Consider the following 18745-nt stretch of genomic DNA (forward strand, 5'->3'; position numbering starts at 1 on the left):
TATGAACAAAGAAGAAATCTTATCAAAAAGCAGAGAAGAAAAAAATGATGAAGGAATAAAATATCTAGAGGATAAAGGAAGAAAATTTGGGGAAATAGGGTTTTCTGCCATTATTATTTTTCTTGTAATTTATAATCTTATAAAAGGACTGAATAGTTATTCTGTATTCTCAATTTTTTGGGCATATCTTGCCCTGAAATATTACGGTAAATATAAGATATTAAAAGAAAAGGAATATTTAATAGGCATGATAGCAGGCACTATTGCTTCTCTTGGATCTTTATTTAACTATATTTGGACAACAATTTAAGGAAGTGTGATTTTATGAAGGAAGAATTAGTATTAAAAAACAAACTTAAAGTAGCTAGAGCAGAAAATAATTTATCTCAAGGAGATTTAGCGGAAATGGTTGGCGTTTCTAGACAAACAATTAGTTCAATAGAAACAGGACAATTTAATCCAACTGCAAAGTTAGCATTAATATTTTGCATTGCATTAGATAAAAAGTTTGAAGAGCTATTTTACTTTGAGTAGGATAATGAGCCATATAAAAGGAGATTGTTAATCATGAAAAAAGAAGAAATTTTAGAAAAAAGCAAACGGGAAAATTTATGGGAAGATGAAAGAAGTAAACAAGTTAAAATAAAATCAGAAGAATATGCATCACAAATAGAAAATTTAATATTAGCATTAGTTATGCTTTGGAAAATCTTTCATAAAATGCCCTATGGTGATTTATTCGGCATTTTTTTTATTCAAATTGCAATTTCTAGTCTTTATAAGTATAAAAATAAAACAGAAAGCAAGTTATATTTAGTTATTGGAGTTATGATGCTATTTGCATCTAGTGTATTTTTATTAGATTTTTTTATTAATGGAACTTCATAAGCAGGGAAGATTTATTTTAAAAAAATGGACTAAGAGATTGCAAAGCAATAATAAGGCTATATTCCTTTAAATTATACTAAAAGGATTGTAGCCTTATTATTTGGGATGTGTTTATAGCACTTATCTCTAGCATATTAAAAACCTATCCCGTATATTTATTTAATTTTTCTAAAATAATTGTATCATAAGTAAGTATTTTGCCGAGCAAAAGTTTGATAGATTCTAAATCATTTGGCATATTTTTCAATTCTTCATTAATTATAGTATTTTTTTCGATAATAAGGTTTTTCAATTCTTGGTCTTTCATATTGTCACCCCCATTTATATATAATAAATAATTCTTACCTAGTATTTTTATATAATTGTGTCCTTATTGAATTATATAAAAAATTGATACTGTTTGCAAGTATATAGGTAAAATACGCATATATTGATTAGTTGGTTTTAAAATCCATAGACGTTATAAATTAGTAACGCCTATAGGTTGACCATCTTCATTAATTAATGTTATATAATCATTATGCTTAACGAAGTCACTATAATAAATATGTAGTACGGCAATTGTATCTGTAATGATAAGACAATGCACTTGCAACTATAAACGACACAATTTAAGGAAAGAAAAATAAGCTGCTTTACACTTATTAAAATTAATTAGAATTTTGTGAAATTTAACAAGAATTCAATTAACACTTAACTACAATAACTAATAATAGGTTGAAATCATTGCCTTTGAGGAGTTAAACTTCAGTTAAGAAGGTTGTCAAATTTAATTAGATTTAACGACATTTAAGAATGTTATTGAAATTTGTATACTATACTAAATTATATATTAAAAAAATAGATAGTAAGTCAGAGAAAATATTTTAGTTAGAATTACTATTTTAATAGTGAAGGGATGGTATAGGGATGAGTTTTATATTTAAAGACATAAAAAGCAGTGGTGGAGTAGAAAAAATTGAATTTGCGGAAATTATTAATGTGGATAGACTTATTAGAAGAGAAGCAACCTTTAAAATACTAAATACAGCAATTATATATAACGCAGAAGAAGAGTACTATTATACACTGGCTACATGCATTAATGAAAAGAATGTAATAGAAACAATAAGTGTAGAAGGATTTGAAATACATGCAAATGTTACAGAGCTTAAAGGTGCTTATATTGACTATAAGGAATATGAAGAAGATTCTGAAGTAAACTGTATTGGAATTATATATTATCCATAAACCCTCATTAAGACAATACTGAAAGTAAGCAGTACTAGAACATAGTTGTATTTGATAAGATGAATTCGTGCCGAAGGATATAAGGACCTATAAAAATAAACTCTGTATTTTTTATATGCGGAGTTTATTTTTATTTATCTTCAAAGAAAATAAGGCATGCGATATCCAAGAACACTTGCAAGACTAAATAAAACTTCCTTTTAAATAGGTTGGCACTTTCAGTAGGATAACTGTGAACTTTTAAGAACTGGTAACGAAATAGGCGAATATTTTCATTATTGAAAAAAATATAAATATACTTAAGAAGTTACTTAAATGGTCGAAAATAGTAAATATGTGATTAGAATTAAATTAACTGATATTGTATATGGAGGAATAAAAAATGAAAAAATTAAATATATTAAAGCCACCAGTAGAAGTTTTTTATGAAGAAGAATTAAAAGCACTAGAGCAAAATGATAAAGATTTAAAACCGAAAAATTGGAGGTTGTCTCCAAAGGCTGTGAAAACTTTTATATTAGGAAGCAGTAGAAACATTGAATATGATGATGGAAAGAAAATCAAGATAAATAAAAAGTTTTATGGAGATGATAGTCTTATTGAAAGGTGCATAATAACCTTAGCAGGAAACAGAGGCCTTATGCTTGTAGGAGAGCCAGGAACTGCAAAGACTATGCTTAGTGAACTTTTAAGTGCAGCTATAAGTGGTACAAGCACTAATACTGTACAGGGAACAGCAGGAACTACTGAAGATATGATTAAGTACAGCTGGAATTATGCTATGCTTTTAGGCACGGGACCTACTAAAGAAGCTTTAGTGCCTTCACCTCTTTATGTAGGGATGAACAGGGGGATAATAACTAGATTTGAAGAACTAACAAGGTGTCCTGCAGAGGTACAGGACAGTTTAATAAGTATAGTTAGTGATAAGGTATTGAATATACCAGAATTAGGTGACGAAGGGCTTTTATTTGCAGAGCCAGGCTTTAATATTATCGCCACAGCTAATACAAGAGACAAGGGTGTAAATGAAATGAGTAGTGCACTTAAAAGAAGATTTAACTTTGAAACTATATTCCCTATAAGTGATGTTTCCTTAGAGGCTAAGATTATAGAGCAGGAAGTGCAAAAGCTGGTGAAAGAGTCAGGAATTAAAGTAAAGATAGATAGAGATGTGGTTAATATACTAGCAACTACCTTCCATGAATTAAGAGAAGGAGTTACAGCCCAGGGTAGCAGAATAGACAAACCTGCTGCTGTTATGAGTACTGCTGAAGCTGTATCTGTTTGTTATCAAACGGCTATGACTTCTTATTATTTTGAAAAGTCAGAAATGAGGGTAGATTCTATGGTTCAGAATATATTAGGAACTGTAGTTAAGGAAAGTAGAGATGATATAGATAAGTTAAAAAATTATTTTAACATTATTATAAAATCTAAAAGTTTAAAAGAAGGTGGATTATGGAAGGAATTTTACGAGGCTAGGAAATGGATAAAATAGACGAAATATATAGAAAAGCCTATGAGCTTTCAAATAAAATTTTATACTTCCCAGTAAGACATCATAGTCCAGCTTGCTGCTTTCACTTAAAGAGTGTAATAGATGCTTATAAGCCAGAAATTATTTTGATAGAAGGCCCTTCTGATGCTAATTCTGTAATACCTTATATTGGAGATGATAAAACCCAGGCACCTGTATGTATTTATTATAGTTACACAGATGAAAAAAAATTGGTTACAGAAGAAGGAGAAAAATATAAGTGTTATTATCCTTTTTTAGATTATTCACCAGAACTTATAGCTATAAGGGAGAGTAAAAAAAGAAATATTTTAGCCGAGTTTATAGACCTTCCTTATGCAGAAATATTAATAAACAGTGAAGCAGGAAAAGGGCTTAGAAAGAGTGAAGAGAAGAATTCTTATAATGATGATTATTTGTTTGAAAAGAGTAAATTTATAAATTCCCTTTGTGAAAAACAAGGTTGTAGAAGTTTTAATGAACTTTGGGAAATGTTATTTGAAATAGATGGTTTAAAAATAGAAACAGGAAGCTTTATAAAAAATATGATAGCTTTTTGTTATCTTTCAAGATGCTTTGAAAGTGAGGAAATTCTTAAGGAAGAGGGATGTATCGCTAGGGAAAAATACATGGCTTCTAAAATAAAAGAGTTTTCGTTGAAATATAATAAAGTATTAGTGGTAACAGGTGGGTTTCATACTTCAGGACTTATACAACTTTCAGATGAAAATATAGAGATTAACTTACATAATATTAATGAAAAAAACATAGGGGCTTATGCTATGGTATATTCTTTTGAAGAAAGTGATCAGTTAAATGGATATGCTAGTGGTATGCCTTATCCAGCATTTTATCAGAGAATATGGAATAATATATGCCAAGATATTGAAAATCCCTATGAAAAAGCTGTGCTAGATTTTATAGTAATGTGTGGAAGAAATATAAGAAATTCAGTAGGTGGAGTATCTATTGCTGATGAAATTGAAGCACTTAATATGGCAAAAGGACTTCAAAAACTTAGAAATAAGGCAGAATGTGGGGTTTATGAGTTAAAGGATGCAGTAAAATCTTCTTTTATTAAAGGAGAATTTAATAGGGCATCGGATGCGCCTTTAACAGATTTACTAAAGCTTTTAAGAGGGAACGGAATGGGGTGCCTTTGTAGTAATGCAGAAGTACCTCCTATTATTTTAGATTTTAGACAGCTTTCCAGTAAATATAAATTGAAAATACAGGGTACGTTGCAGCAGGAAGTGGTACTGGATCTTTATAAAAATAATAGGTATAGGGAAATAAGCGAATTTTTTCACAGGCTGAAGTTTTTAAATACAGGGTTTTGTTTAAATACTAAAGGACCAGATTTTATAAATAAAAAGAATGTAAATCTTATACGGGAAACTTGGAATTACAAATGGAACGTTAATGTAGAAAGTAGTTTGATTGAAAATTCAGTACAGGGTGGAACACTGAAAGAAGCAGTAGAATCTTTACTTTTAAAGAAACTGTCCAGTAATGCACGTGATAGTGGTGTTATGTCAGAAGGGCTTATAGAAGCTTTTATGATGGGCTATAAGCATATTCTTTTAAATGCTATATCTATTATAAAAGGTATACTTATAAATGATAATAATTTTTATTCTGTTGCTGAGTGTACCTATAATATTTATTATTTATACAGTGGAAATATGCTGTTTTCAGCCACACAGGATGAAAATTTAAAGCAGCTTTTAATACAATGTTATAACAAAGCGGTAACCTTGGTTCCAGAGCTTTATGCAGTACCAGAAGAAGAGGTAAATAAGGTTATAGTTAGATTGAAAGATTTATACTATATATGCTTAGAACCTGAGTTTGAAGATCATATGGATATATTTAAAGAAGCTTTATTTTCACTTACAAATAAAACTTCAAGCAATGCAGCAGTAGAAGGAGCAGCCTTAGGACTACTACTTGGACTTAATGAAGTAGATACTTCTTATATATTAAAAAAGGCAGAAGGGTATCTTTACGGTACCGGAGATAAATTTTTAAAATCAGCTACTTTCTTAAAAGGATTATTTTCTACTGCAAGAGATGTGGTTTTAAGTGAAGAAAAAATGATTATAGGAATAGACAATGTATTAAAGAATCTTAGTGAAGAGGATTTTTTAAGGCTTTTACCTGAACTTAGGCTTTCTTTTAGCTTCTTTGTTCCAAGTGAAATAGACCAAATAGGTGAAGGTATAAGTCAGCACTATGGCATAAGCGAAAGAAAGTTGTTTAATGTAGAGGCAGTAGATCCAGAGGAATTAAATTTAGCTTTAGAGCTTGACAGGTTTGGGAAGGAAGTTTTAAAGGAGTTGGGAGTGTTAAATGAGTAAGGATATAAGCACACTTAATAGATGGAGATTGATTTTAGGGAAATATTCAAGCAATAACTTAAGTTTTTCGGAAGATTATATAAACTATGCTGATATGGATACCTTATTAGAATTTTTATATGAAAGAGAGTATGGAGAGGAAAGAGGAATAAGAAATGATAAAAGAGGAGGCTCTTTAAACCCTTCAAATCTTACAGTACCTCAGTGGATTACAAAGATAAAGGAATTATTTCCTAAAGAAACGGTAGAAATATTAGAAAAGCATGCTTTAGAGAAATATAACTTAAAGGAATTGCTTACAGATAAAACTGTTCTTGAAAAGTTGGAGCCAAATCCAGAGCTTTTAAAGAGTATTCTTCAAATGAAGCATCTTATGAAGGGTGAGGTTTTAGAAACTGCAAAGAAAATAGTAAAGGTTACAGCGGAAGAAATAGCTAAAAAATTGGAGCAAGATATAAAGACGGCGATTAATGGTAGATTAGATAGAAATAAATATGGCGGAATAAAGTCTTCACGAAATATAGATTTTAAAAAAACCATAAAACAAAATTTAAAGAATTTTAATAGGGAATTAAATACTCTTGTGGTGGATAGAGTTTATTTTAATAAAAGAGTAAAATCTTCTAATCCGTGGAATGTAATAATTGCAGTAGATGAAAGTGGAAGTATGCTGGATTCCGTTATTCATAGTGCTATTATGGCAGGAATATTTTCTAAATTACCTATGTTAAAAACAAACTTAGTTATATTTGACACAGAAATAGTTGACCTTACAGAATATTTAGATGATGTGGTGCAAACCTTGATGAGTATTCAATTAGGAGGAGGAACCAACATATCTAGAGCTCTTCAATATTGTAATGGGTTAATGGAAAATCCACATAAAACTATAGTAATATTGGTAACAGATCTTTATGAAGGTGGAAGTTATGGAAATATGTATGCTAGAGCAAAGGATATTATTGAGTCTGGAGCAAAGCTTATAATACTTCCTGCTCTTGGTATAGATGCAGAGCCTGTATATGATAGAGGTGTTGCAAAGAAAATGGTGGCTTTAGGTGCAAATGTGGCGGCTATAACTCCAGGGGGGCTTGCAAAATGGATAGCGCAGATAATTTCTTAAAGAAAATAGGAGAGTTTTTATTAACTGTAGATGATGAATTCTTAATAGGAATAAGTAATAAAGGCACAGTTAATAGAGCTAAAAAGGATTTAGAAAAAGCGGAAGAAATAAAAGTAGAGCAGGAAGATGCAGCTTTAAAATGTATTTTAGAAGATGGAACAGAATGTGTTATAAATGAGGATATTAAAGCTTATAAATGTTCATGTCCTTCAAGAAGTATATGTAAGCATGTAATAATATGTTATTTGTATGTAAAGAGTAATTTTAATTTTTTGTTTGGTATAGAAAATAAGAGTTTAAATGAAAATGAAAAATTTGATTTTGGCCAGGTTTTAAATATAGATATGGAAAGTTTATCAAAACTACTAGGAGAAAATTCTTTTAATGAAATAGTAAAAAGGATAAATTTTGGTGTAGGGGTAGAAATAGAAGAAGCTTCACTACTTACTATAAAATTTAAAGATGAAGATTATGTGGTTAAATTGATTCCAAATATTAAAGAAAAAACATTAGCTAAAGAAATTTTGGAGGAGGCCATATGTTCTTGCAAGAGTAAAGAAGTTTGCAGACATAAGGTAGAAGCTGTAATTCATTATGAAATTTTTAAAGGCTTTATAAAAAAAGAAGATCTCACTATTTTAAATAAAAAATCTAAAGCTGAAAAAACACTTTTGACTCAGGGGGCACTTTTAGTTAAAAAGCTTATGGAAGATATTTTATCTGTAGGGATATCTAGGCTTCCAGAAAATATTACAGATAAAGTAGAGAGCACAGCGGTATTATGCCACAGTTACAATCTACCTAATTTAGAAAAGATGCTTAGAAGTGTTAAAAGTGAAATAGAACTTTATATAAATAAAAATGCTTCTTTTTCCATAGCTTCTTTTAGAAAAAAAATAAGTTATATATATATTAATGCTTTAGCCATAGAAAACTGCAAGGATGAAAATAAGCTTTACAAATTATGTGGAGAACATAAGTCTGCTTATTATGATATACCACCAATTATCTTATATGGGATAGGAGCAGAATCTTGGAGTTCTAAATCAGGCTATGAGGGAATTACATATTACTATTTTGCAGAAAACAAAGGAGATTTATTTACTTATACCAGCTCAAGACCAACTTATTATGATAATAAAAAAAGAAACTATGGACTAGCTTATAGTGAAGTTCCAAGCTTTGGTATGGAAGGCAGTTTAGAGGAAATATCACAGCATTCAATAAGACTTGTTAATGGGAAAATTAATGATGAGAGAAGAATTTCCGCAAGTCAGCAAAGTAAAGGAGAGCTTTTAGAAAAAACAGATGTATATAAGTTGAATTTTAAAGAGTTATTCATAGATAACTGGCAACAACTTTTACAGGGATATTCTAAAGAAAATACAAATCTATATATTATTAGGGCTGCAAGCTATGAAAAAAGTTCCTTTGATAAAATAAACCAAAGGTTTATTTTACCTATTTATGACGCAGAGAAAAATATGATTTATATAGAGATAGATTATTCTAAAGAGAAAAAAAGAATGATACAAAAATTTGAAAGAATGGAAAGATTAAAGAAATATCCGGGCAGAATGCTTGTACATACTTATTTAAAGGAAGGACAACTTAGGGTAATACCTATTGTAGCTTATTATGAAAATGGGGATATAGTGAACTTAACATTAAACTAAAATGTTGTAAGGAGTTTGTTTTATGGGAAAGTGCGATAACTTATACCTGCTTATTGAGGATATTGAAGGACTAATGGAGAGTATACTTATAAGCGGTTTTAATGTAGTAAATACAGGTGTATTAGAAAATATAAAGCAAGTTTATGAAAACTGTGAAAGAGTTGGATTAAGTTTTGCAGCAGAAAAACTTAAAGACATACATAAGGCTCAAGAGAAAAAAAGACATGATATTAACTATAACTGTGAAGAAATTATGGTTAAATATTTTTTGCTTAATAATTATATAGAGGCTATTAAAGATAAATTAAATGTAGAAAAAGCAAAAGAATATATGGAGATAAGTAAAGATTTGAAATAAAAATTATTTTGAAGTGGAGTAGAAGATATGGATAATGAATTAAAAATTATATTGGATGATTTTTCTGGTTTTATGAAAACACATTTTAAAAATGTTAGTGACATAAAGGATAAAAACAATTTTTTTTATAAGGATGAGATTGTAAATTTAATTAAGTATTGCAATGGAAACAAGCATACAATAGATCAGGTGTTATCAAAAATATCAAAGGAATTTAATGCGTATGATGCTTTTAAGGCAACGCTTCTTTGTTGTGTATGTGGTACTTTAGTAGAATTTGGTGGTAATCAGGATATAATAATTTCACATATAATTGAGAAGCTTAAAGAAGCACTAATATGTATAGTATCTGCTCAAACTAACCAAGAAAATGATGATCAGAGAAAGGGATACATTTATGTAAGCTTTCAAACTATAGACTATTTAATAATAGCAGCAATGACAATGCTTGTAAGAAATTCTTTAGAAAGAGAAAAATTTAAAAATGATAAGGATATTCAGCTTTTAATAAATACAATTAGTCCAGAGAGTACAAAAAACATATATTATCTTGAGAAAATAATGGAACTTACAGATGATTTAGAGATGTTTGTAATACATCCTCATAAAAAAAAGGGATATAAAGTAAGGATAGATGGAGTACAAAACTATTTTCACTTTTTTACATTACTACAGGGTGAACTTATAGAAAAAGTTAGTGATGAATTAGAACTAGATAAAACCTTACTAAATAGAAATGCTGTAGATGTTGCAAGGACGGAAAAAATGCCTGATAACCTTGGAAATGTAGATGATAAAGCTATATTTAGTTATTATATTTGGAATGCTCTTAGCTTAGATAAAACTTTAAGCAAGAATATACCACTTGATAATTGGATTTATGGTGAGTTAATGCCAAAGAATACACCAACTATTTTTGGTGAAATAGTAATATTAATTGGAGATACTGTATTAGGAGGACGTACTTGGGAGGGAAGCTTCTTTTATCCATTTCATGATGCATTAAAATCTCAAGTTTCAATTATAGCAATCTTAAGTGAAACTGAAGTTGAACAGTGGCTTAATAAAATAGTTCAAGAAAAAAATGAAATTAGCGAAAGTAATAAAAATATAGAAAAAGATGAAGTAATACACTCTGAGATTAAAGTTGAAAATACTGAAAAAGGATTTAAAAAATTTTTTAAAAGTTTATTTGGAAAAAAAGATAATTAAAATTAAGTTATTTATAACAATATTAATAGTTTTATTTGAAATTAAATAACGGAGGCCAAGCATAATGGGATTACAAGAACATTTAATAGAAAAGATAATTAATGTGTTATTAGAACTGGGAGTATCTGATGAGGTGATTGAGAGCTTTGAAGTATATATGGAAGGCGTTTTAGAAGAGCAGGAATTTTTTAATTGCTTACCTACTATAGATATGAATGGCTTACAGGATGTGGTAGTAGAACAATTAGTTAAGACCTATAAATCATTAGAAAAACGTAAGGCGGAAGAATATAGTTCAAGCTATGTGAGAATATTATTTGAAATAGGTGGAAAATCAACTTTTATAATTATGGATAGGTGTTATTCTGGTTATTATAAAGGAGATTTTTGTAGGAAGTTATTAAAATACAAAGTAAAACCTGCCTTTGTAATAGCATATTATGCGAAGCATATTGTACAAAGTGAAAATAACTTAAGTATTACCTTTATTAATTTTTTTGATGGAATTCATGAAAAATATGAAAGTGAATTTGAAGAAGCTTTTGATATTAGTAATGTAATGGAACAAGTTATTATAGCCTCCTATGAAGTTTATAAAAAACAAGATAAGAAAAAAGAGCTTTGTAATTGGCTTAATCAATTCTTGATATATCCAGAAATTATTTTTACTTTATTTGATGAAAAATTGATTGATTATGATAAAGAGGGAATTTGTAAATATATAAGGGAGGATAAGTTAGATTTAGATGAATTAGTAGAAGATTTAAGAAGTAGAAAAGTACACTTAAATATAGATAGTTGGCTTTTAAAGATTTTAATGGCTGTAAGTTACAATATAGTTAATCAATCAGAAATAGCAGGGAGATTTCTTAAATTTAGTATAACTATTGAACCGGAAAAAGCCTTTAATACTTTAAATAGTTATCTTACAGTTCAAAGATATAATAAAATAAACAAACTTATAGATAAGATTAATGTTAATAGAGTGTTATATATTGCTTGGATGGCGGGTAAAACTTCTAGCCATAGTCAGGGATATAGTAAGGATTTAAAACAAGGGTTAGATTCCAATAAGGAAGAGTTTATAAAAGCAATGAAGCTGTGCAACGGCATTAATAAAGCTTACATGATTTCCTTACTTTTGAAACAGGGTGAAGGAGCGGAATATATAAATGAAGTAGAGGATGCGTTTATTAATGAGTTTTCATTATTTATGGATAGGCTACATATAGAAAAAAATGTTTATGAGAAGTTTATTTACTATTTGAGAGGAAAATGTGATTTTGAAAGTGTAAAAGATATCTTAGAAGGGTTACTCGGCAAAACAGAACACTACATATATTATCATGATTATGCTGAGATTTTATTTTGGCTAAAAGATGCATCACCAATGTTTGAAAGAGGAATGAAAACTTTTATTGCAATAGGAAATCCAGATATATTAGGAAAAATACATGATAATTTTAAAGGAAAAGACAAAAACAACTTAGCTTCTTTTATTAAATTTTTAAAGAGTTATGGAGCTTCAATAAATAACTATATTTCATTATTAGGTAGTTATGTTGCTCGGCAAACTAAGTTTAGAATGGAAGCTCAAAATTTTATAACAAAGCTTATATCTGAAGATGAAGATAACTTTATAAAAGCTATAAAATTATGTAATGTTGATATAAGAACATATTTTTTAGAAAAAATATTTAAGTTTAATAAAGAAAAAAATGGGAAAGTACTTATAGAATATTTGGGAGATTCTTCAAAGGTTGTAAGAGAAAAAGTGATAGAGATATTAACTCCTTGCAAAGAATGTCATGAATATGTAATCCCCAGTTTAAAGGCTAAAAAACAAGTAGTTAGAGAATCAGCAGTAAGAATACTTTTGAAAAGCAGTAATAAAAAAGTAATTCAAGCATTAAATGTGGCATTAGAAGTAGAAAAAACTGAAAAAATAAAAGCACTTTTAAGAAAAATTTTAAATGTGGAAAGTGATTTAGAAGAAACAAATGAGAAGCTAGATATTTTAGAGTACTGCAAAAAAGCTTTAAAGGGCAACAACGCAGCGGGATTAAAATGGTTAGAGTGTGATAGCTTGCCAAAGGTAAGGTTTAAGGATAGTGACAAATTTGCAGAGGATGAGATTATAAAATATATGTTTTTATGTTATTCCCCTTATATAGAAATAGCCTTAAATAGTGAAGCAAAAAAGGTAAGTGAGCTTTTAGATACAAAAGATTTAGCAAAACTTGCTTTAGAAGTTCTTGAAAGATGGCTTAGCTGTGGTGCGGAAAGTAAGAAAAAATGGGTGCTTTCTTTTACAGCTATTTATGGAGAGTATGATGTAATTAGTATATTCAAAAAGAATATAGAAGAATGGTCGAAAAACTCAAGAGGTGCTATAGCTAGTGATGCAGTAAAGGCTCTTGCACTTAATGGAAGTAGTGAAGCACTTATAATAATAGATAATATATCAAGAAAGTTTAAATTTAAGCAGGTGAAAAATGCCGCAAGTGCAGCACTTAAATTTGCTGCGCAGCAAATGGGTATAGACATGGAGGAACTTTCAGATAGAGTAGTTCCAGACTTAAGTTTTGATGTAAAATGTGAAAGAGTTTTTGATTATGGTGATAGAAAGTTTATTGTAACACTTACTCCAGAGCTTATATTAGAAGTACAAGATGAAAGTGGCAAAAAGTTTAAAAGCCTTCCAGCTCCAGGTAAAAGGGATGATGAAGATAAGGCAACAGCAGCTTCATTAGAATTTAAGAACCTAAAGAAGAAGCTCAAAACAGTAGCGAATATACAAGCTATCCGTTTAGAAATGGCACTATCTAGTAATAGAAAATGGACAAAAGAAGCATGGGTAAAGCTCTTTGCTCGAAACCCTATTATGAATCAATTTGCTATAGGTCTTGTATGGGGAGTTTATAAAGAAAATGTATTGGTGGATAGTTTCAGATATATGGAAGATGGAACTTTTAATACGAAGGATGAAGATGAATATAACATAGAAGATGGAGCGTTAATAGGACTTATCCATCCAGTAGAATTAAGTAAAGAAGATATGGAATTATGGAAAGAGCAGCTTGAAAATTATGAAGTAAAGCAACCTTTTGAGCAACTTAGTAGAGAAGTGTTTGAGCTTAGTGAAAAAGAAAAAACAATGAATACTGTAGAACGCTTTGGTGGAACCATGTTAAATGGTTTATCTTTACTAGGAAAATTAACTGGTTTTGAATGGAGTAGAGGATCAATTCAAGATGGTGCTGGTTATTATAATTTTTATAAGGAAGATGATAAACTTCAAATTGGAGTTGAACTAAGTTTTAGTGGTTTAAGCATAGGGTTTGAAAATGATGAAGTAACAGTATATGACTTGATTTTTTATAAAAAAGGAACTGTAAAAAGAGGTAGTTATATATACGACACCATAAAGGAGCAGCACATTATAAAGCCATCAGAAATACCAAATAGATTTTTCAGTGAAATTCTCTATCAAATAAATAAAGCAATAGCATCAAAAATAGGGATTAATGACAAGTGGAAGGAAGAGAAATAAATATGATTTGTAATGAGAAATTTTATATTATGAGTAATACATATAATAATCAAGCAAAGCTATTCTGGAACGCTAACGTAAAGTATGAAAAATTTGTTTGTGAGCTTTGTGGAGGAATTCATTGTACATATGAATCTCCACATCCTGTTATTTTTTATGGGAAGAGAATTGTAGATATTTATTTCGATATAAGTGGATTTATAATAAGCCCAGCAGTTGTTGAACTTTTAAAAGAGAATAATATTACTGGATATATATTAGAAGATGTGGAACCCCTGGAGTGGAAAGATGGAAAAGGACATGATACTGGACATGATGGAAGTAGCTATAAGTTATTGAGAATCAAGGGAAGATGCGGGTTTTTATGTGATAGTGCTGGGAATATTATTGATAAATGTGAAAAATGTGATAGACACAATAGTGATGTTCTAGATTCCTTAAAAGATGGCTTAGCTTTTAAGGCTGATGATTATGATGGTTCTGATATTTTTCAATTTAACAATTGGACATGGTTACCTATTGTAAATGAAAAAGTGAAAAAACTAATTAAAAAGCATAAATTAAAAGGATTTAAATTTGAAGAATTAAAAGATTATGTTGGGTGTGATGCCTTTTAGAAATTATGTTTTTATGCAAGGTATCCATATGAGGAGCGAAGAAATAATAAAGAGTATTTAGAATATTTATTTGAAAAAGATTTTGAAGAAGATTAACATAAGCTAATTCAAACTTTACCGGATGGGACTGGTAATTTTTATATTGATATAATTATAAACTTACAGGAGAATTTAGGGACATGTTTTCAACATGAATTCGGATGATGGTATGCAAGTGGTATATGAATCTACATTTGAGGAGTGGTTTAAAAAATATTATGAGATATGAAAAAAAAGTAAAAAAAGTATTCAATTTATTAAAATAATATATAAATCTAAAGGAGGAAATTCCATGGCAAGTATTGGGATAAAATTAGATCCATCAAAAATGAATAATCCAGACTTAGATTTAAGATATATAATACCAAATAAAATTGAAGAGTTAACAAAAGGAGCTGTAGAAGATGATGGATATGACTATTCATCAGATGGAACAAATTCTATTATTATTTTTCTAAGTTGTGAAAATCCTAAAAAATATGTAAATGAGGTTTTAAATATTTTAAGAAATGAAGATTTTTTGAACAATAATATTTATGAAGTTGGTGTAGTAGCTATCGATAATGGAGATGGATTTAAAGTAATTCATCCTAGTAATTATGAGGGTGAGTTTGATTTATAGGAGGAAAATATATGATTAACAAATACACAATAGATTTTATTGAAGAAAAGAAAAAAGTAGAGGTTCCAATAACAAAATTTGGAGGACAACCAGTATGGATAGATAAAGTTCAATGGCCTATTGATGAGGAAAATGGTAAACCAATGAGATTCATCTGTCAAATAGAGCTTTACCCTGAAATTTTTGGTGAGAATAAACTTAAAATGGCTTATTTATTTGTTTCAAAAGAATGGAATAATTATGTTGTTATATATCAGCCATCAAATACAAAAATAGTTACAAAAGAGATAGCTAAAGGTCCAACAATTTATAGAATGGTAGAGAAGAAGAACAGGTCATTTTTAGTTGCAGAAGGTTGTGAATTTACAGTTAACCTTACTAAAGAAGAAGATTATAATTTTGTTCATCAAGGTCCTTATTTTAAAGATGATGAACTTGTTTTTGAAGAGAGTCCAGAAGATTATGATGAAATATTAGACGGAAATAAAATAGGGGGAACGCCTCTTTTCTTAAGTTGTGATGATCTTCCAGAAGAGGATGCATGGAAGTTATTATTACAATTAGATGCTACTACTCTTCCATTTGAACTTAACTTTGGTGATGCTGGAATTGGATTTTTCTTTATAAATATGAGAGATAATAGCTTGAAGTTTATTATAGAAAGTTGCTAATACACTAGATATTAAGGAGAGGAAACAACTTATGAAAGACATTATTGAAGATTTAAAGCTTCCACAAGAAACAAAGAATTTTTTATGTAATACAAAAATTAAAAAGAATGAATTTGAAGTTTAGAGATTATTATGTTGTTGCACAAAATTGTGACACAGGTAATTTAATAGCTATACATAAATCAACAGGAGAAGTATATGAACTTGAACATGAGGTTACTGAAGTAGTTGTAAGATATTTTGTGAATTCTTCCTTTGCTCAAATGTATGAAAGTATGAAATGTTTTAAAAAAATAAAAAGTGAAATTATTAAGCTTAAAGAACAGGAAAAAATAGAAGAAATTGAAGTATTATTTGAAAAAGCTAAGAAAGATTTTAGTTTAATAGATAGTAAAGTGGTTATTAATGATGATGAGTATAATAGAAAAGGAGTTCTGAAAATGGAAAAATATAAGGAAGAAATAGAAAAATGTAATGATCCTAGTGAACTTGGAAATATGCTGAGCCAAGCAGCAAAAGAAGGGGATATAGATTTAGTTCAATTGATTATAGATAAAGGTGTAGCAGATATAAATTACAATGGTAAGGATAAGGTATTTGTAGGCAATCCTACTCCACTGCAGTGGGCTGTAATAGGGGGAGATATAAATATTGTTAAGCTTTTATTAGAGAATGGTGCAGATGTATCAATAACTGATGAATGGGGATATAGACCTTTTAATGAAGCAGCAGAAGCCAGAAATAATAGGTGGGGGCATAGGGCTCTTGATGAATCAATAGGAAAGAATGATAAGGAAATATTAGAGATTATTAAAAGTTATGAACCAAAAGAATGGCACCAGCATGAATGGTGTGAACAGAGGTTGAAAAACTATGAATTACCTAATGAAGTTATTGAATTTTTAAGCTCTGAAAATAGGAAAATAGATTTAGAAGAATCTGAGTGGACAGAGTATATTGAATTTTATAATCTTGATGAGGTAAGAGTATTTAAATGGAATAATATGACCTTTGTTGATCTATTACACAATGTAGATGGTTATGACAATATAGGAGCAATGTCCTGGATACCAGAACATAAAAGTTTTGCCTGCTTAGATATGGAACATGAAAAGTTTGGTTTTATTCCAGGGATTACATGGAGCGAATTTATGGCGAGTCCTGCTAGGTATATTGATGGATCATTGTCATGGGAATTTTGTGAAAATGATGATGAATAGTCTAAGAAAAAATTATTTAACAACATTTTGGAAGCTTCAAGTCTGCCATCTTCTATAAGTGGCAGTTGCTCAGCCTAGAAAGGTTGTTTTGGTGGCATTAATTTAATAAGAATGGAGAGATACTAATGAAAAAATCAATAATAGAATTACCTAAAAGCTTAGAAAAATTTAGAGGTGAAATAGAAAAAACTATAAAACCATATATAAAAATTAAATTACAAGAGCAAAAAACTATGCCTTGGGAAAGTAAATTAGGAGGAAATCCTTATTTAGAGATTGGCATAGAATATCCTAAAACATCAAAGGGAGAATATTTAAGATTGTTAGCTCAGATAAATTTTGAGGAAACTCCACATTTAGATCCTTTTCCATCAAGAGGTATATTACAATTTTTTATATTGGCTAATGATGTATATGGTCTTGATTTTGATGATCCGTGCATACAAGATACATTTAGAGTAATTTATATACCAGATGTTGTAAAAAACGAAGAAAATCTAATAAAAGACTTTTCATTTTTAGGAGAATTAGAAGATGATTGGTACATGCCTTTTAGTGAAGAAGGTAAAATGAATTTTTCATTAGAATATATGCCTGTATCTTGGAGTGATTATAGATTCGATAATATGTATAATAATATTAGTTTAACAGAAGAAGAAATTGATGATTACATTGAGAAACTAGATGCTGATGGATGCAAAATAGGAGCATATCCTACCTTTACTCAAGGTGATCCTAGAGAGGATGAAAATATAAGAACATTTGATACATTATTGCTTCAACTTGACTGTGAAAAGGAATGTGGTTTAATGTTTGGAGATAGTGGAGTTGGAAACTTTTTTATAAATGAAGAAGATCTGAAAAAATTAGATTTTACTAAAATTTTATATAATTGGGATTGTTGCTAATACAATAGATATTAAGGAGAATGAAAAAGGGTGGTGTTTAGATTGAAAGTAAATTATGTTCATGATTTTAATCAAAAGACAGAAGAAGAATTTTTAAATATACAAAACAATTTAAAAGAAAAAATTAATATTACAAATAAAATAGATTTAGAAAATATAAAAGTTTGTGCAGGGATAGATATTGCTTATTGGGAAAAAAACAATGAAACCATTGGTGCTTGTAGTATAGTAATTATTGATTTTCAAACTAAGAAGGTATTAGAAAAGGTTCAAAGCGTTGGAAAGATAGAAGTACCATATATTGCTGGATTTTTAGCTTTTAGAGAATTACCCTTAATACTAGAGGCAGTAGAAAAAATTACAGTTGAGCCAGATATTTTTATATTTGATGGTAATGGATATCTTCACCATAACAATATGGGAATAGCAGCACATGCAGGCTTATTTTTAAGCAGGCCTACTATTGGAGTAGGAAAAACTTACTTTAAAATAGATAAAGTAGATTTCATTATGCCGGAAAATGAAGTAGGGGCATATACGGATATAGTTGTAAAGAATAAGGTTTATGGAAGAGCTGTAAGAACTAGCAAAAGTGTAAAGCCTATATTTATTTCTTGTGGTAATAATATAGATTTAAATAGTTGTTATGAAATAATTATGAATTTATTATCTCAAGATAGTAGAATACCTATTCCAACAAGGCTTGCTGATTTGGAAACACACGTTTTGAGACAAGAATATAGATAGAA

Annotated in this window: 18 protein-coding genes; 17 read left to right on the forward strand and 1 reads right to left on the reverse strand. The window is 29.3% G+C overall.

Annotation, left to right across the window (positions count from 1 at the left end):
- Position 1: 1 nt before the first annotated feature.
- From G9F71_RS09910 to G9F71_RS09920, 3 genes are read left to right on the forward strand one after another with little or no spacing between them, the layout of a single operon-like run.
- Positions 2-310: a DUF6442 family protein gene (locus G9F71_RS09910; protein ID WP_164948431.1), complete on the forward strand. Its 309-nt coding sequence runs from the start codon at positions 2-4 to the stop codon at positions 308-310.
- 14 nt (positions 311-324) lie between these two features.
- A complete protein-coding gene (locus G9F71_RS09915; RefSeq protein WP_164945648.1) occupies positions 325-534 on the forward strand; it encodes a helix-turn-helix transcriptional regulator in 210 nt (69 codons plus the stop codon).
- Between the two features lie 33 nt (positions 535-567).
- A complete protein-coding gene (locus G9F71_RS09920) occupies positions 568-888 on the forward strand; it encodes a DUF6442 family protein (RefSeq protein WP_164948430.1) in 321 nt (106 codons plus the stop codon).
- Positions 889-1030: 142 nt separating this feature from the next.
- Here G9F71_RS09920 and G9F71_RS09925 read toward each other — a convergent pair whose 3' ends face one another.
- Entirely contained in the window at positions 1031-1195 is a 165-nt protein-coding gene (locus G9F71_RS09925; protein WP_164945646.1) for a hypothetical protein, read from the reverse strand.
- A 602-nt stretch (positions 1196-1797) separates the two neighbouring features.
- On the opposite strand from G9F71_RS09925, the gene G9F71_RS09930 reads away from it, so the two are divergent.
- The 14 genes from G9F71_RS09930 (at position 1798) to G9F71_RS09995 (ending at position 18743) form a co-directional block, all read left to right on the forward strand.
- The gene (locus G9F71_RS09930; protein ID WP_164948429.1) at positions 1798-2118 is read left to right on the forward strand and encodes a hypothetical protein; all 321 of its coding nucleotides are present in this window, start codon (positions 1798-1800) and stop codon (positions 2116-2118) included.
- A 382-nt stretch (positions 2119-2500) separates the two neighbouring features.
- On the forward strand, positions 2501-3619 hold the full coding sequence (locus tag G9F71_RS09935; RefSeq protein WP_164948428.1) for an ATP-binding protein: 1119 nt from the start codon (positions 2501-2503) through the stop codon (positions 3617-3619).
- Positions 3607-5997, forward strand: a complete 2391-nt coding sequence (locus tag G9F71_RS09940) for a DUF5682 family protein (protein ID WP_164948427.1) — start codon at positions 3607-3609, stop codon at positions 5995-5997. Before G9F71_RS09935 ends, G9F71_RS09940 begins: the two co-directional genes overlap by 13 nt.
- Positions 5990-7120 carry a VWA domain-containing protein gene (locus G9F71_RS09945; RefSeq protein ID WP_164948426.1) on the forward strand — a complete coding sequence of 377 codons (1131 nt, stop codon included), beginning with the start codon at positions 5990-5992 and terminating at the stop codon, positions 7118-7120. Before G9F71_RS09940 ends, G9F71_RS09945 begins: the two co-directional genes overlap by 8 nt.
- Positions 7096-8796: a hypothetical protein gene (locus G9F71_RS09950; RefSeq protein WP_164948425.1), complete on the forward strand. Its 1701-nt coding sequence runs from the start codon at positions 7096-7098 to the stop codon at positions 8794-8796. Before G9F71_RS09945 ends, G9F71_RS09950 begins: the two co-directional genes overlap by 25 nt.
- A 22-nt stretch (positions 8797-8818) precedes the next feature.
- On the forward strand, positions 8819-9154 hold the full coding sequence (locus tag G9F71_RS09955) for a hypothetical protein (RefSeq protein WP_164948424.1): 336 nt from the start codon (positions 8819-8821) through the stop codon (positions 9152-9154).
- A 27-nt stretch (positions 9155-9181) separates the two neighbouring features.
- Positions 9182-10366, forward strand: a complete 1185-nt coding sequence (locus tag G9F71_RS09960; RefSeq protein ID WP_164948423.1) for a hypothetical protein — start codon at positions 9182-9184, stop codon at positions 10364-10366.
- Positions 10367-10430: 64 nt separating this feature from the next.
- The gene (locus G9F71_RS09965) at positions 10431-13919 is read left to right on the forward strand and encodes a DUF4132 domain-containing protein (protein WP_164948422.1); all 3489 of its coding nucleotides are present in this window, start codon (positions 10431-10433) and stop codon (positions 13917-13919) included.
- Between the two features lie 29 nt (positions 13920-13948).
- Positions 13949-14536 carry a hypothetical protein gene (locus tag G9F71_RS09970; protein ID WP_164948421.1) on the forward strand — a complete coding sequence of 196 codons (588 nt, stop codon included), beginning with the start codon at positions 13949-13951 and terminating at the stop codon, positions 14534-14536.
- A 331-nt stretch (positions 14537-14867) separates the two neighbouring features.
- Complete coding sequence (locus G9F71_RS09975; RefSeq protein ID WP_125000005.1) at positions 14868-15197, forward strand: hypothetical protein; 330 nt, start codon at positions 14868-14870, stop codon at positions 15195-15197.
- A gap of 11 nt (positions 15198-15208) precedes the next feature.
- Positions 15209-15868 (forward strand): DUF1963 domain-containing protein, encoded by a 660-nt coding sequence (locus G9F71_RS09980; protein ID WP_164948420.1) that lies wholly within the window; start codon positions 15209-15211, stop codon positions 15866-15868.
- Between the two features lie 113 nt (positions 15869-15981).
- Positions 15982-17088, forward strand: coding sequence for an ankyrin repeat domain-containing protein (locus G9F71_RS09985; RefSeq protein WP_224626305.1), 1107 nt, complete (start codon positions 15982-15984; stop codon positions 17086-17088).
- A 125-nt stretch (positions 17089-17213) separates the two neighbouring features.
- A complete protein-coding gene (locus G9F71_RS09990; RefSeq protein ID WP_164948419.1) occupies positions 17214-17996 on the forward strand; it encodes a YwqG family protein in 783 nt (260 codons plus the stop codon).
- Positions 17997-18038: 42 nt separating this feature from the next.
- Complete coding sequence (locus G9F71_RS09995) at positions 18039-18743, forward strand: endonuclease V (RefSeq protein WP_164948418.1); 705 nt, start codon at positions 18039-18041, stop codon at positions 18741-18743.
- Positions 18744-18745: the final 2 nt, after the last annotated feature.

Origin of the sequence: Clostridium sp. FP2, from assembly GCF_011065955.2 — a bacterium.
Lineage (GTDB): Bacteria > Bacillota > Clostridia > Clostridiales > Clostridiaceae > Clostridium_AD > Clostridium_AD tagluense.

Coding starts and splice junctions, on each gene's coding strand:
- G9F71_RS09910 (WP_164948431.1), top strand. CDS start 2: ATGAACAAAGAAGAAATCTTATCAAAAAGCAGAGAAGAAAAAAATGAT.
- G9F71_RS09915 (WP_164945648.1), top strand. CDS start 325: ATGAAGGAAGAATTAGTATTAAAAAACAAACTTAAAGTAGCTAGAGCA.
- G9F71_RS09920 (WP_164948430.1), top strand. CDS start 568: ATGAAAAAAGAAGAAATTTTAGAAAAAAGCAAACGGGAAAATTTATGG.
- G9F71_RS09925 (WP_164945646.1), bottom strand. CDS start 1,195: ATGAAAGACCAAGAATTGAAAAACCTTATTATCGAAAAAAATACTATA.
- G9F71_RS09930 (WP_164948429.1), top strand. CDS start 1,798: ATGAGTTTTATATTTAAAGACATAAAAAGCAGTGGTGGAGTAGAAAAA.
- G9F71_RS09935 (WP_164948428.1), top strand. CDS start 2,501: ATGAAAAAATTAAATATATTAAAGCCACCAGTAGAAGTTTTTTATGAA.
- G9F71_RS09940 (WP_164948427.1), top strand. CDS start 3,607: ATGGATAAAATAGACGAAATATATAGAAAAGCCTATGAGCTTTCAAAT.
- G9F71_RS09945 (WP_164948426.1), top strand. CDS start 5,990: ATGAGTAAGGATATAAGCACACTTAATAGATGGAGATTGATTTTAGGG.
- G9F71_RS09950 (WP_164948425.1), top strand. CDS start 7,096: ATGGATAGCGCAGATAATTTCTTAAAGAAAATAGGAGAGTTTTTATTA.
- G9F71_RS09955 (WP_164948424.1), top strand. CDS start 8,819: ATGGGAAAGTGCGATAACTTATACCTGCTTATTGAGGATATTGAAGGA.
- G9F71_RS09960 (WP_164948423.1), top strand. CDS start 9,182: ATGGATAATGAATTAAAAATTATATTGGATGATTTTTCTGGTTTTATG.
- G9F71_RS09965 (WP_164948422.1), top strand. CDS start 10,431: ATGGGATTACAAGAACATTTAATAGAAAAGATAATTAATGTGTTATTA.
- G9F71_RS09970 (WP_164948421.1), top strand. CDS start 13,949: ATGAGTAATACATATAATAATCAAGCAAAGCTATTCTGGAACGCTAAC.
- G9F71_RS09975 (WP_125000005.1), top strand. CDS start 14,868: ATGGCAAGTATTGGGATAAAATTAGATCCATCAAAAATGAATAATCCA.
- G9F71_RS09980 (WP_164948420.1), top strand. CDS start 15,209: ATGATTAACAAATACACAATAGATTTTATTGAAGAAAAGAAAAAAGTA.
- G9F71_RS09990 (WP_164948419.1), top strand. CDS start 17,214: ATGAAAAAATCAATAATAGAATTACCTAAAAGCTTAGAAAAATTTAGA.